Raw genomic sequence first — 14,577 nt, forward strand, 5'->3', positions numbered from 1 at the left:
CCCCCGGAGTACCATGTCCCGCAGCAGGTGCGCCTTTCTTATTATCCACAGCAGGTGCGGCGCCCTGTTGCACAACATGTGTAAGTTCATGCGCCAGCAGATGTTTACCACCGGCGGAGGAAGGATCATATTTTCCACTATTGAAGTAACGTCGTTACCATGTGTAATGCCTGTGCACCGAGCTCTGACTCAGTTCGGTGGCCTTATCCCCCGTATGCACACGAACATTGCCAAAGTCAGCCCCTATCGCCTGACTCATCTCTCTTTTAACATCAGGAGAAAGTGGCACACCATTACCACGCTGTTCGCTGAGACGCCGGCCCAGTTGTTCACCACCATCTTCCATGCCACGTGAGTTACTTTCTTTTGCCATCACAGAAGGTTTTCCACCTTTCTTATCTTCTTCTTTCTCTTCTTTATCACCTCATCTGCAGCAGGTTTCTTCTCCTGTTCTTCTTTCTTCTGCAACGGCTTTTCCTCTTCCTTTTTCTCTGGTGCAGGTGCTTTCTTCTCTTCTTCTTTGCCTTTCTTCTGCACGGGTTTCTCTTCCTCTTTTTTATCAGGCGCAGGCATCTTCTTTTTCTTCTTCTTTACCTTTCTTCTGTACAGGTTTCTCTTCCTCTTTTTTTACATCTTTTTTCTGTACTTTCTCATCCATATCCTGCTGCTTCTGCACTTTCTTTTCCTCTTCCTTTGGCTCAGACTTAGCCTGTACGGAAGAAATTTCTTTACGTTGCACCGCATTGCCTTTGGCTGACTGGCGGCTGACCACCTTATCTGCCACAGCATCTGCTTCTCTTTCAAATTTATCTCCCGGCTGTCCTACAGACAGCTTCGGCTGAAAGAAGGCGTCTTCCTTGCTCTGCAGTACTTTCTGAGTGGGGCTGAAGAAAGGAGCTTCCTTCGTATCTGTATTTTCGGGGTTACGGTGTCTCCGATAGCGACGACTGTTCGTTTTCATATCTATCGATTTAAGTCAACAGGGTATTATTCTACCGCTGTCAAAGGCGTTCTTTTATTTCTGTTGCCAGCGCATGATAATCTTTGGCGCCATTGGCATTATGATCAAATGTGAAAATCTCTTTTGATTGTTCCTGTGCTTTTGCCAGCGAGATATTACTACGGATGCTGGCCTCCAGTACCCAACCGGGATAGAGTTCCTGCAGCTGTGTCCTGATCTGACGGTGCATGCTCTTATGTTCATCGTACTTCGTCAATATGATACCCAGTATCTCCAGCTTTTTATTCAGCTGTTTTTTGATCAGGTGTACATTCCTGACAAAACGCTGTACGCCTTTAAAAGGCAGGAATTCTGCCTGCAAAGGCATTAATACATAGTTACTGGCAGTGAGTGCGTTGACGGTCAGCATTCCTACTGCCGGCGACAATCAATCACCACCATATCATAAGTATCTTCAAGCTGCGTGAGTATCTGATTCAGTAATTGTTCTCTTCCGTACATACTCACCAGTTCCAGTTCGGCACTGGCCAGTTCGAGGTTAGCCGGAATGAGCGGCAGGATACCTGTTTCTACAATTGCCTGATGTACGTCTGTCAATTCTCCGGATGCAGCCTGTTTCAGCAGTTCATATATACTCAGGTCTGAGTCATCTGCAATGCCCATGATTGCGTCAGATTCGCCTGTGGATCGAGGTCAATAAGGAGTACGTTCTGTCCCATCCGCTGGAATGCAGCCGCCAGGTTCAGGCCGTGGTAGTTTTGCCTGAACCGCCTTTTTGTATGGCAATGGATAGAACGATCATGGGGTATAATTATGGGTAATGATAATTAAATCGTCTGCACTTTCAATGTCTTTTCAGATGGATACAATAAAGGATCATCTTCACCAGTTTTTTTTGTCAATGATAAAACCCTGTGTCTTCAGTGCGTCCACCCGTTCTTTGAACTGTCCGGCAGTTAGCAGATCCTGTGATTCGCTGAATTGTGCAAACGCAGCATCAGTTGTAATACCGTCCTCCGCAGGCTTGATAACACCCAATATATATAGATCTGCCTCATCTTCAAATGCAACATTATAAAACCAGACAGACCACCGGCGGCTATTTCAGCATCGATCATATCCAGTAGCATATGCAAAGAATAGATGGCCATGTGTTCATCATCGCGTGTATTCAATGCATACTTCCGGCCAAACAATGTCAATTGCTTATTAGCTTCTCCGACAGGTTCATGTACCGCAAGCTTTCTTTTATGAGCTCTTCCAGTGGTATTTTCATCAGGGAGATCTGTTCTCCGCTCAGCATAATATCACTGGTTCCGAACCGCTCCTTTTCAATACCTGATGTATCTTCCAATATGTCTGACACCGCATCAAACAGCGGATCCTGTTCATAGATCATAATTATACTCTCATCGTGGGCAGCGCAGGTATATACCTCTTTCATCATTATTATTGTTATTTATCTTCGTCTTGTGTTGATATAAAAACGGCATCAACTTGTATAATATTTTCAGGATATGCCGGAATCTTAACTTCGTCCGGCCTTACAGGAGCAGGATATTTTTCACCTTCCTTCAATGGTTCCGCAAAATCGCCGGGGTTCTTTTTTGCCAGTTCCTTGAAATGTTCCGGTTACCAAATTTGAGCTTAACGTCTTTAACTGTACCGTACCCCTGCTCTTTAGCTTTGGTATAAGACCAGGTAGCTTTTGCAGCCTTTTTGTATTACCTCTGTCGAGTTTCAGCGCATTAATGAAATCCCTCAGGTTGTCTGACCAGCCAAATTTATTCTTATAAATACCATCATGAGAAACCCATTGTGACCTGATTCCGTGAAATCATTCTTAAATATCTCAACTGCCAGATTGAACATCGCGGTTCCTGCACCTTTCACACCAGCATCACCTACTTTCTTCCATACAACGAGATCAAGAAACAGCTGTTTGTCTTTCACTTTGGCAGCATTTTTCACCTTCGGATCCCGTATTGCCGTCGGGCCCACATTCACGGCGTCGCCTTTGCCTGTAAAGCCAACATAGGTAAATTCAACTATTCCATTCTTCGGCTCGGTGTGCTCAATTCTGAAACCATTTTTCAAGCCTTTTTCATGCGTCGAAGCAATGCTTACTACCTTTTCCAGGAACTCAATCAGGATTTCTGCTTCTTGCTTGACGTGAATATGTTGTCAACAATCGCAGGAACGCCCACAATCGCATTTACCTGATCTAATAATGCCTTCGCTTGTTCTGCGGTAAAATTCCTGTGTACCATTTTCTTGATCTTCGGATCAAGTTCCTCATGTCCGCTACCCTTCACAGGATTTTCTGCCTTCTGAATATACTGATAATTCCAGTTTTTACCGGCATCTATTGCCTTAACCGACTTGAATACATCAGTATGTTCTGCTGCGCCTTCTCCGCGACAGTTTTCGCTCTTCGTCATTCAACTTACCATCTGCTGCGGTTGTAGTATCGATCTTCTTCAGATCCTGTATCGCAAGATCCAGCTTTTTCTGTTTTCCTTATCATCACCTTTATCCTTATCGTCACCCGGCGTCCTGAGTGCCTTCACTTTCACGGATTGTTTATTCGGCTTGCCTTTTATGCTGCCTGTAACAATCCACAGATCATTTCCTTGTGGCGCAATGGTAATACCCGGCGTATTATGCTGTTTCTTAATACCTTCGATCGCTGTGGTAATTTCAGCACGGGTCATGGCCTTATGACTTTCCAGTGCCTTCACTTTCTGCATAGCGGCAGCAAAGTTCTTCATCTGGTCCGGATCAGCCTTGTCAGCACCTTTATCTTTACCGGGTCCTTTTCCGCCACCGGCACCACCAGCACCACCTTTACCAGGTGCTGCACCTGCTCCCGGTTTCCCGCCCGGAGCACCCGGTTTACCACCTGCCGCCGCTGGCGGAGGAGCCCCTCCGGCCGGAGCAGCGCCCGCGCCACCACCATCTGTAAATTTACCTTGTTTGTCTTTATTGCCTGCACCACTCTTCTGCGGCACATGATCATCCACCAGATCAGTCATGAACTTCGCACCATCAAATTTCGCCTCGCTGAATGTCACTTCAGGTACCTTGCCGGAACCCAGTACGTATTCCATATCAGCACCGATACCAAATTCTCCCGGTAAAGGATATTCCAGCGCACCAATCGGCCAGGTCCATTTCTTATCCGGTAATGGTGACCACCACGGACTATCCACTTCCACAAAAAGATCACCACTCAATCCGAGGAACGGCTGTGCCGCGATTTCCATATGCCCTTTGAAGAAGAACTCTCCCGGATCACGATAACCGATGGTCGGACGCGCATCTACATATCCTTTCACGCCTGCATCTGCATTCAGTCCGACACCTACTTTCAGATCATGTCCCAACAGTTCCAGACCCGCACCACCTTCTGCACGCAGACGTAATCCCGCATAAGCAGACATGTTCAGGGAACCTGACAAAGTAATGCTCTTCGCAATGTCAGGGTTGTTGGAGTAAGTACCTTCTACTTCAATGTTGTATATTTTCGCAGGTCCCACTTTCGCCATAGCAATCAATGCCATATTAGCGAATACGAATACGTTGCCTATTACCGGCAGACCGTATGCCGCACGGGCCTCCATCTTAAAGAGTTCCTTGCTGTAGTCTTTCTGCTGGAACAGTATAATTTCTTTTGGTGGTGCGATCTTGCCCACTACCGTCACACATCCTTTACCATCTACGATCACATTCACACTACCGGCAAACCATTCTGTCAGATTAAAGGTCAGTGTACCAACACCCGCCATACCGCGTGGCCCTTTCCCTTCAGCTGCCGCCGGCACTTCTGCTGGTGGTGCCGCTTCTGCTGCAGGTGCACCTCCCAGTTGTGTAACCGCAAAATTATCCGCTGTTTTCTTATCTGTCATGACGAGCATGAGTGAGCCACTCAGTTTATCACCGGCATACTGTACCATACCTTTCACATCCAGCACACCTTCCTGAAACTTCGCTGCTACTTCTCCGGAGAATCCTTTAAAACTCACAGCAAATGCACCCTCACCCGATAGCTTATCTTCCGCCATCGTAATATCAAGGTTACCCTTCGCCATGCCATGAATATCCATCTCTGCTACCACATGCGCAGATGGCTGCATATTCATAAAGCCAAGATCCATCGTAGCCGATGCAAAACCGCCTACCTTCACCTTGATACCATTCAGCGTAAAGGTGAAGTTGCCATTCTCAAATGTATTCGTCGCTTTGGATAGTACATTTTCTACGTCAATGCCTGTCAGCCAACCAATCGCCTTCCCGTTCTTACGCAACCATTGTGGAATAGCCTCCGGCGCATTGCTCTGGCCAATAGTGGCAAAACCACTGACTTCTCCACTGGCCAGTCGCACAGCCAGTACAGGATTCGCCGCACTGAACATCGGCATGTTCAATGGCAGGTAAGTATTTTTCAGACTTTCCATCACACCATCCTTCTCCCGCACTTTCATCACGCCAGCACCTGCTACCTTGCCAGCGCTGACATTCACATCCAGTCCTTTTCTGCCAGCCGCACGGATAGCCTCCTGCAATGCCGCAGAAGGATTAAATTTACCGGCGGCAACATTCACTACCTCTCCGGATGCCGCCGCTGGTGCAGCTGCAACAGGTTTACCGCCTGCACGCTGTATCGTCATACTATCGGCTGACAACAAGGGATCTGCTTTCTTCTGCACAGCAGTTTCCGCTTGTTCCGTTACCGGCGTCTCTTCTTTCTGCTCACCACTTTCCGGTGTAGCCTTCCGTTGTACAGAAGCGCCCTGCTGGACGGTATGCGTCAGCTCATGCGCCAGCAGATGTCTGCCGGTGCTACTGGTATCATCAAACTTATTCTCATTGAAATAAATGTCGTTACCATGTGTGAACGCCTGTGCCTGCAGATCATTACTCAGCTCTGCTGCCTCCCTTCCCGTATGTACACGTACACCACTGAAGTCTGCACCAATCGCTGATTCCATTGCAGCACGCGTTTCTGAAGCCAATGGCGAACCAGCACCTTTAGTACCCTGCAAACGCTGTTCAAGATGATGGCCACTATCCCCCTTTGCATCTGCCTTCGCATTTGCCGCGGGTGCCTGCGTTGTCTCTTTTTCTGGATATCATCAGGCGGATCACCCATACTATCGAATATAGGCTTGCGTTGCAGCTTCTTCTCATCCGTCTGTATATCCTCTTCTTTTTTCTCCTGCTCCTTCATTTGCACCCCCGCAGGTTGTGCTGCGGATGCGGGCACACTGCCAGCAGGAACAGTGCTGACAGGAGAAGGTGTAGCTGCCTTGGTTTGCACCGGCGCTGGTTGACTCATGCGCTGTACTACCTTATCAGCTATCTGGTCAGCCTGCTTCTCATAATGGTCATCTGGTTTTCCGATGGTAAGTTTCCGTTGAACGAAAAAGGGTTCTTCCGATGCGGCAGTCTCTCCCAAAAACGCGCTGCCAGCTCCCTTATCTTTATTGAAAAAGGAGCCGCCTTCAGGCTGTTGCCTCGTTTTTGCAGTTTTGCTTTTATTATCGGTTGCTTTGATCATTTGTCCTTAGTAAGGGAATTAACAAGCCATATGCAGTATGGCGTCCGGGGTTAAAAACATATTTATAACTAGACCCACACGGTCTTGATCAGCCACGGCATCCACGACAATCCTACTACGCTGAATCCCCATGGTAAACGGTTCAACAACATATCGTATGCCTGCTGGGTGACGAACAACTGCCACTCCTCTTCTTTCCATTCCAGCTTACCTTCACGCAATAAGAAATTGCCGCGTAAGCCGTCAGGCGAAGTATTACCAAGGGCATTCCAGTGGGTGATGACAGCACTCAGCAACTGATTCGCTTCGTCTTTTTCTACTTCGGATAATGGCACAAAACGTCTTACAGGTTCCGTAGGTGAAATACCACACAGGATCTTAGGCAATACCAGATCCCACTCCGGAATCTCCTCTTCTCCATAAGCCATATATCCGATCAGCTGCACTGCCTTATGTTTGGCTGCTTCATCTTTGAACTGCTGTCCTTCCCTCAGTTCCAGCGCATCAAAACAATACGAGAGATAAGGATGCAACAATATCAGTCCGGCATTATTGATGTAATACACCGTACCTTCTTCAGGAAGCCCTGCACCGCCAGTATCCGCTCCGCTTACATTATCTGACGCGTTCTTTTGATCATGATGTACGCCTGCCTCATCGGCAATGATATCTGCATGCTCTGCCACCTTTTCTTCAGCAACACGCTGTTCAGACAAAGCATCTTTTGGGTGTTTTAGCGGTGTACCGTCAGGCGTTTCACCCGACTGTACACCGGATGAAGGCGCTTGTTTTGTTGTAGCATCCTGCTCCTGCTTTCTCCGTAATGTAGCTGCCAGCTGTTCCTCACGTTGAAGGCGTTCCGTAGCTTCAGGTCGTATCTTCTCACCGCTATCAACAGCCCTGTTTTTGCTGTCAGGTGTGATACCGAATGAGGCGCTCAGTGCAGCCATTTCCTTTGCATATCTTCCGGCCACAGCCCCTACTGCTTCTTGTATCGCCACAGGCATGCTTACACCAGCTGTAGTAACTCTTTCCAGTGTAAATAGCCGGGCCGGCAATTGTGATACGGCACCCAACAGTCTCACCAATTGTTCCAGTAATGCAGGATGACTGATCGTTTTACCCGCAATCACAATATCTCCGATCAGCCATTCCATTACACTGCCTGCGTAATGACTCTGCGCCGGTAATGTAAGTGAAGGAAGCGATTGCTGTGCAATCTGTGTCTTCATCATAGTTATAAACCGCGGACTAAACACAAACGCCTCCCATTCATCTATCAGCACCAATTGCTGTCTGTAAGCACCGGCGCTGAAAGCCAGTACCCAATTGTATACAAAGCTCCGGGAGAACTGCATCACCAGACGACGGATCGCATAAGGATGAGCAGCAAGTAATTCCTGACATTGTCTTAAAGCACTCGTCTCAGTAGCGAGTGCAGTCAGAATACCCGCCTCCCATTCCTCCTGTTCCCATTTTATCGCTGTAGATGGCAACACTCCATGTTGCATAAAATACAGCCAGCTCTCAAAATATCCCTGTGTCAGCGGACGACGCTGCATATGTTGTATATTCAATTCAGGTGATGGTACAGCCGTCACGCTCTGAAAGTGCTTCTGCAGATAAGCAATCACCATACCCGGCAACTCCTCCTGCAAATCCTTCAAGCTACAATTGCCAAGATCCACCTCCAGTGTGTCTATTTGTAATAAGGTGTCCGGATCAGCCCAGCCATCCAGTAATGGTCCCAACATAGGCGTCAGCTCCACATTACAACGGACACTCAGACCCTGCTGTATTGAAAAGGCATCCTCCCGGGAAGGCAGCTGTACTTCCAGCACCAGTTTTCCTATGGCATGCTGTTGTTCCATCAGGCGATCATAGCTTTATAAGCAGAGACTGTTTTTTCATTCTCAGCAGTCACAATACCTTCACTGCTCCAGATCTGTGACCATTGTTGCGCACCATCTTTCTGTAGCGTAATACTTTCACCGGCGGCTTTGATCAGTTTTCTGGCAATAGCCGGCACTTTATCCGGAGAGGCCGCAATCAGTCTGTCCATATAATAAGCGGTCGCGTAGATCAACAATCTGATCATCTGCGCTTTCTGCGCTACCTTCAGTTTACTGAAGCCGGTCTGTAATACACCCTGCAGACGCTCATACGCAGCATGCAGTTCTTCCGGTGCACCGCTCGCCAGCAGGAATGTTTTGGTATCTGACCAACGACTATCCTCCAGCAACGTATCATCTTCTTTAGACATCGCATTGATACCACTTCTGTAACTTAGTATCCGCTTATTGAATACGGCATCATTGCCGCCGGCTGATAAACCACGGCTGACCGCCGCCGGCGTACTGGCAGCTGATGCCACCGGCGGCACTATCGGAGGCGTTTCTGTTCCCGTCTCTTTATCTTTAGGCTGTGGATTCGAAGGCACGAACGTATGGATCTCAAGGATCGCGAATCCTTTTTCGCAATTCTCAATATCCTCGAATGTATAGCGCAAACGATATATGCCCGCCTGCGGTTGCTGTATGGTCAATGTCAGATGTTCTTTATCCTGCTTCCACGTAATATCATATTCCGCCGGATCCAGTTCCTGCTCATTGTCGTTTTGTTGCAATATCAGACCGAAACTACCGCCATAAGGAAAGGCTTCAATTTCCAGTTCAGGAGACTTCGTAATATCCCAGTCGATAGAAGATTTACCTTTGCTGGTCACCTTTACATTGCCTTGGGGACAAATCGTTATCTCAAGCGCATATTTACTGTTCATACCCTCACGTGAAGCCGTCAGCACAAGGGTAAACACTACCCCATTTTCTATCAGCAGTTCAAACTTCGGTGTTTCATTGATATCTGTGGTATGTTCTTCTTTCAACACATTCCCCTGATAATCCTGCAGCTCCCAATGATAAGTATCTGCACGCAGCGATTCATTTTTCAGCACAACCGCAGTACCTTGTCCTTCAGGCAGTTGCTCCTGTTCCGCAATTGAGAATAACGCCACCGGCGGAGCTTCCTGAAAGATCAGGTTAATGGATGGTTTGTTAGAACAACAGATGTATGGCAGACAAAAATCAGCCATCACAGTGTAGTTCTCCAGTTCGTCCGCAATATTGACACCGGCTGCATTGCTCAATGCCAGTTTAAGCAGACTGGATTTCTTTTCTTCTGATAAAAACGCAGGATCTGTTTTACCACATACCAGTATCAGGGTACCTCCTTTAGGCACACCGCCGCTATGCTCTATACCCGGATGCTTCTCTGCGAATAAATGGAACAACAGATTACCCGCCAGCTCATCTTTGCGACGTACATATTCTTCATACACCGCAAACAGTGCTGTCAGATGTGAACGGCAACAGGTCTTGTCTTCATCATAACAGGTACCCTCGCGACTGCAAAGCTCTTCCAGCTTTTTGTCAAGATCTACCGGTAAAGGACCGAATAAGGTGACCAGCGCCTCGAACATACTACCGATATCGTTTCTATCGAACTGCCTGCCAAAGATGCTTTCCTCGAAATTGTCAGAACAGGTACGCGCGCAGCGGATATCATACACGATCTTCTCCAGCAACACCGTCAGATCACTGAAAGCAGCTGACCGTTCTTTCACCAGTTTGATCATATCATCCTTCTCTCCGATGTACAAAACCTTCACATCAAAGGGCAGATGTAATTCACTCCGTTGTGCGGCAATAGCATCCAGCGTAGGCTCTATCAGCGCACCGGTATGTCCTTTGATCCTGAAGAATTCATAACCGTCCATATTCGCTAACAGCAGGTTCCTGTCTTTCTCATCTGTGATACCCGGTATGGTGAAGGTCCGGCGGTTGCGCGCCAGTTCGGCATTCCAGCTCTTTGACAACTCCTGCGGATCGTTATAATAGAATGGTATCGCACGTCTGGAAAGTGTTTCATTGATACCCGCATCAGGTGTAAATATCACTTCAGACGGCGGGAAACCTTGTGCATTAAATCGGGTATGCGCCGTATCTGTCAGGTATTGCAGTCTTTTGATCAGCAGTAATGGCTTTTCCAGCGCATTAATGCTCAGATCCGCAAAAGGTGGACGATACAGTCCCATACGGTAATTTGCATCCTTATCGCCATGTTTTGCACGGATACTGCCTAACGCAATGTATTCTTCAAAACGATCGCGTTGCGGCAGGAACGACAAGTAGCTGAAAAGATCAGTTGCAACCAGTTCCTGATAAGCTGCGATCAGATCCCTGTAGTAATCGTAAAGCCAGGGATATGACATACCACCCTTGCTTTTTACTGTTTCACGCAGCTGTTTAAGATTACTGTCAAGGTTATTGAAAGGATTCACCGGATTCAATCCCAGCTTCTCTTTCACCAGATCATACAGTTGCTTAAGAGAAGCACCGATCAGTGGTTCTGCGGCAGCACACACACTGTCAAATCCATCACTGACATTCTTCCAGCTTGTGAAATTCTCAAATGAAATATAAGGTTTACCATCGCCGGTATTGTACCCAAAACGGTTAATCACAGCATCATCTGCACCATCAGTGGTATTATCGGTAATAAACCACTTGTCAAGATCTGACTGATCGATCAGGTTCTTATCGATCAATACTGCCTGCACGGTTTTGGTCTGAGACGTTTCACTGTTATCCTGTCCATACAGACAACTATCATTGCTGGTTGTCTTCTCCGTCAGGATCAGCAAAACAATATATGGCGTGGTGTTGGGTGTTCTGTTCGGGTTACCCGGATCTTTACCTGTTATACGATAAGCGAACTCATTGTGATTCTCGCTATTCGTACTCAGCACAGCCACAACAGGTGTTTTCTTCAGCAGGGTGATCGGTGCCTCTGCACTGAAACCATTGTACACGACCTCCTGTTCAAGGGTAAACAGTTTACCATCGGAGGTGGTCGCCGCACCGGGTGACAAACGAAGAGTGCCTGCCTGTTCATCGATCGCAATATCCAGTCCGTAAAATATACCTGAACCTTCAAGGAACATGCGGGTATCCATGATCTCTCCTTCCGCGAAATCAACGATCCCTTTCAGGCTGCTACTCTTCAACTGCTGCCCCTTTTTAAAAACCGGGTAAGGGGTAGAATTATTAATTATCATTTTCTGAAGAATTTTAATTTAGTTAAACTATGCCAGCATAGCTTCATCCAATAAGATCAGTGGCTTATCATCTCCTCCTTCATCATCCCACATGTAAGCGGCCGGATATACATTTTTCAATTCTTTTAATACAAGGTTCAGTGCCTGCAGACTATCATTATAATCACAACTTTCTTCTCTCGAAAGTGCTGCCAGCCAGTTTTTCCATGCGCCTTCAAACTCCAGCATCTGTTGTGGACTTACCCACAGTATATTGAGCCGGATATGTGCCGGTGCTTCTCTGCGCAGGGTATCCTCAAAGAACTGTCTGAAACGCGCCAGCCGGAAACGTTGTGGCCATGCCGGCAATACAACCGTCGCCCAGAATGAATAAGGATCTGCAAGAAAAGTACGGTCACAGTAGATCGCATTTTCTTTATCTGTCGCCTCTTCTTCATCACAGCAAAGACACACATCATCACAAATAGGCAGGATTGCATTCTCTGTACTGCAAACGATCGGGATCACCACGGTACTTACCTGTTCTGTTGAGGCATTTGCCAGCAATGACTGCATCGCAGTACGTACAGATGACAGATCACTCAGTAAAGCAATCAGCTCATCTGTTGCAGCAAGCTTTGCGACAGCCAGTCTTTCGTCCTTTTTATAGAAAGAGATCGTCAGCGTGGAGGCCTGTTGATCTACATATACTTCATTTGCGATAGCCGCCTCCTGCAAAGCTTTCACATAAGATGCAGCATCTGCATACACGGCTTCATTTACAAACTGTAATAAGATCATCGACTCGCGCTGCGTATACCAGCTCAGCTCCAGCTGCCATGCTTCATAAGATTGCTGTTGTGTACGCGGACGCATCAGTATATGTTCCAGCAAATGCAGACCTTCTGCACTGATCGCATTCAACACATACTCCATCGCCGCATTTCTGGCCGAAATACTTGTGTAAGTCAATGGATGTTCCGCCTGCACGCCTTCAGGATTTACCAGCGTAACACTGAATGGTCCACAGGCGTCTTCATCACCACGCTGATAGTTGCGCAGATCTGTCAGCAGTTCACAGGCAGTAGTCAGCGCCTCCCAGGCATCTTCAGGTGTATCATATGTCTGAATAGATTCCCAGACACCCGCATACGTATAACTGATGGTATCACCCTGTACCTCATTGATATCATTAATTTCGAACGTGTAACCTTTACCTGTTTCCACTATAGGGAATAACATCGCATTAAACATACGGGTAGCACGATCGTTCTCTATGTCTTCACCACAGATCACATCCGGTGCAACTGCAATGATCTTACCATCCATATCCTTCAGATACAGCGTATAAGCATTCTCACAACCTGCCATCGGCTCGTAGTAGTAAGAAGCAGCCGAACGTGCCATTTCCAGCAGGAATACATAGAAATGTGCCTCTGCATCCTGTGCCAGTGCCGTTGAATTATAACGGGTAACTGCCCGCCACATCACTTTGGTATCTTTATCTACCTTGCCATAAAGTTGATAGTAATATAATTTCGCACTAACAGCAGGTAATGTCTCTTCTGCAATACTCCATAGTTGATTGAGTGCAGGCACCTGACCATAACTCATCCACAGATCAGCGAAATTGAGCTTTTCCGGATGTTTGAAGTAACAATCCAATATCCGTGGATCTGTATTCAGATTTTCAGGTTTTACAAACCAGCCATACAAATGTTTCTTGCAGTAAATGTCTGCCAGCAATTCCTTCTGTTTTCAGATTTTCAGGTTTTACAAACCAGCCATACAAATGTTTCTTGCAGTAAATGTCTGCAGCAATTCCATTCTGTGCTCTTCCCTTTTCTCCATTCCCTGATACCAGCCCGTATGCTGTGCTACGCGGTAAATGCTGTCATCCACGAGACGGAAGGCATAACGGCAGTCATTTGCATAATCTGTGTATGGAAACAGGTTCTGGCTGTCGGGATCAATATTATCCAGAAAGACCTGCAGCCGATCCCAGGCGTCTGTTGCCGTCATCGTTTCTTTATCACCCTCGCATTTTCTGGTCACCTGCTGTATATCCAACAATACTTTACCGAGCTTAATAGAGTAGTAACAGCCAACGGTTTCATCATCCGCACAATAGTTACCACGGAAGCGTAACAATTGTCTGAATTCCAGCAATGCCTGCTCCGCCTCAACCGGGTCTGCATAACTGTGCGTGCTTTCCCATTCGTAACTATTCGTTTTCGGATTGTAAATATGGAAAGAGAAAGTGCTTCTTCATTCAGGAACACACCATGTTTACGGGCAAATTGTTGCCTTGCCTGTACGGCCGCAATGTAAGCCTCGTAACTACCCGGCGTGATAGCCGCTACAGCGAGTGCTTGTCCCTTATCATCATTAAGATACAGTTGTGTTGCAGCCGGTGTCCAGCTACTGTAATACTCCTGTTTAAGCGTACGCTGTAATAGTCCCCAGCACTCTTTCAAAAGCTGCAGCGGCTGCATCTGCCGAACCATATCCCATAATGCTCTGCCACAACAATAAATCATTGCGACGCAACTGATAATAATAAGCACCATTCTCATAGACTACAACAGAAGATCCTTTCTCCAGCGCAGTAAACGCAGGCAGTCTACGCTGATATCTTTGCAACAGCGCCGTTATCGCTTCCTCACGGTCTGTCGGAGTTTCAAACTTTGGCAGATAATGCGCAATCCTGAAATCACGGTCCCATAGACGATAACCCAATGCCTGCTCTGTATCACCGTTTTTATACAGATCTGTGCGGATATCTCTTTCCACTGAATAACTGCCCTCTTCGATTTTACTCAGACGGAAACCTGACCATACAATGAGACGATCTCTTGCGGCTTCGGCTTCCTTTGCGCAGTCATACCAGTGTGGATGTACTGCCACTCTTCCTTTCCTTCTCTCAGGAACACACGGAACCCGCTTTCTTCCTGTACGATA

The 14,577-nt window shown here is 47.1% G+C and carries 14 protein-coding genes and 2 pseudogenes; all 16 read right to left on the reverse strand.

The window, feature by feature from the left end; all coding sequences use genetic code 11:
• Positions 1–373: pseudogene (locus FEF09_RS33350) on the reverse strand (DUF4157 domain-containing protein); the annotation flags it as partial.
• Positions 373–573 (reverse strand): hypothetical protein, encoded by a 201-nt coding sequence (locus tag FEF09_RS30830; protein ID WP_186774431.1) that lies wholly within the window; start codon positions 571–573, stop codon positions 373–375. The pseudogene FEF09_RS33350 and the gene FEF09_RS30830, both read right to left, overlap by 1 nt.
• Complete coding sequence (locus FEF09_RS30835) at positions 560–961, reverse strand: hypothetical protein (protein ID WP_186774432.1); 402 nt, start codon at positions 959–961, stop codon at positions 560–562. Before FEF09_RS30835 ends, FEF09_RS30830 begins: the two co-directional genes overlap by 14 nt.
• A gap of 40 nt (positions 962–1,001) precedes the next feature.
• The gene (locus tag FEF09_RS31670; RefSeq protein WP_409994869.1) at positions 1,002–1,307 is read right to left on the reverse strand and encodes a ParA family protein; all 306 of its coding nucleotides are present in this window, start codon (positions 1,305–1,307) and stop codon (positions 1,002–1,004) included.
• Positions 1,290–1,680 (reverse strand): annotated as a pseudogene (locus FEF09_RS34855) (ParA family protein); the annotation flags it as partial. The gene FEF09_RS31670 and the pseudogene FEF09_RS34855, both read right to left, overlap by 18 nt.
• A 163-nt stretch (positions 1,681–1,843) precedes the next feature.
• Complete coding sequence (locus tag FEF09_RS30845) at positions 1,844–1,999, reverse strand: hypothetical protein (RefSeq protein ID WP_186774433.1); 156 nt, start codon at positions 1,997–1,999, stop codon at positions 1,844–1,846.
• 160 nt (positions 2,000–2,159) lie between these two features.
• Positions 2,160–2,408: a hypothetical protein gene (locus FEF09_RS20465; protein ID WP_146306828.1), complete on the reverse strand. Its 249-nt coding sequence runs from the start codon at positions 2,406–2,408 to the stop codon at positions 2,160–2,162.
• A gap of 314 nt (positions 2,409–2,722) precedes the next feature.
• The gene (locus FEF09_RS20470) at positions 2,723–3,058 is read right to left on the reverse strand and encodes a hypothetical protein (protein WP_146306829.1); all 336 of its coding nucleotides are present in this window, start codon (positions 3,056–3,058) and stop codon (positions 2,723–2,725) included.
• A 50-nt stretch (positions 3,059–3,108) separates the two neighbouring features.
• The gene (locus FEF09_RS20475) at positions 3,109–3,402 is read right to left on the reverse strand and encodes a hypothetical protein (RefSeq protein ID WP_146306830.1); all 294 of its coding nucleotides are present in this window, start codon (positions 3,400–3,402) and stop codon (positions 3,109–3,111) included.
• A 39-nt stretch (positions 3,403–3,441) separates the two neighbouring features.
• The gene (locus tag FEF09_RS30850) at positions 3,442–5,952 is read right to left on the reverse strand and encodes a DUF4157 domain-containing protein (RefSeq protein WP_186774434.1); all 2,511 of its coding nucleotides are present in this window, start codon (positions 5,950–5,952) and stop codon (positions 3,442–3,444) included.
• A complete protein-coding gene (locus FEF09_RS20485; RefSeq protein WP_146306831.1) occupies positions 5,883–6,521 on the reverse strand; it encodes a hypothetical protein in 639 nt (212 codons plus the stop codon). The genes FEF09_RS30850 and FEF09_RS20485 overlap by 70 nt, the downstream gene beginning before the upstream one ends.
• A 68-nt stretch (positions 6,522–6,589) precedes the next feature.
• Positions 6,590–8,392, reverse strand: coding sequence for a contractile injection system tape measure protein (locus FEF09_RS20490; protein ID WP_146306832.1), 1,803 nt, complete (start codon positions 8,390–8,392; stop codon positions 6,590–6,592).
• Positions 8,392–11,637, reverse strand: a complete 3,246-nt coding sequence (locus FEF09_RS20495; RefSeq protein WP_146306833.1) for a hypothetical protein — start codon at positions 11,635–11,637, stop codon at positions 8,392–8,394. Before FEF09_RS20495 ends, FEF09_RS20490 begins: the two co-directional genes overlap by 1 nt.
• Positions 11,638–11,664: 27 nt before the next feature.
• Positions 11,665–13,362: a hypothetical protein gene (locus FEF09_RS20500; protein ID WP_146306834.1), complete on the reverse strand. Its 1,698-nt coding sequence runs from the start codon at positions 13,360–13,362 to the stop codon at positions 11,665–11,667.
• Between the two features lie 27 nt (positions 13,363–13,389).
• On the reverse strand, positions 13,390–13,785 hold the full coding sequence (locus FEF09_RS20505; protein ID WP_146306835.1) for a hypothetical protein: 396 nt from the start codon (positions 13,783–13,785) through the stop codon (positions 13,390–13,392).
• Between the two features lie 270 nt (positions 13,786–14,055).
• Positions 14,056–14,523, reverse strand: a complete 468-nt coding sequence (locus FEF09_RS20510) for a hypothetical protein (RefSeq protein WP_146306836.1) — start codon at positions 14,521–14,523, stop codon at positions 14,056–14,058.
• Positions 14,524–14,577 lie beyond the last annotated feature (54 nt).

The organism is Chitinophaga pinensis, from assembly GCF_007896845.1.
Classification (GTDB): domain Bacteria; phylum Bacteroidota; class Bacteroidia; order Chitinophagales; family Chitinophagaceae; genus Chitinophaga; species Chitinophaga pinensis_C.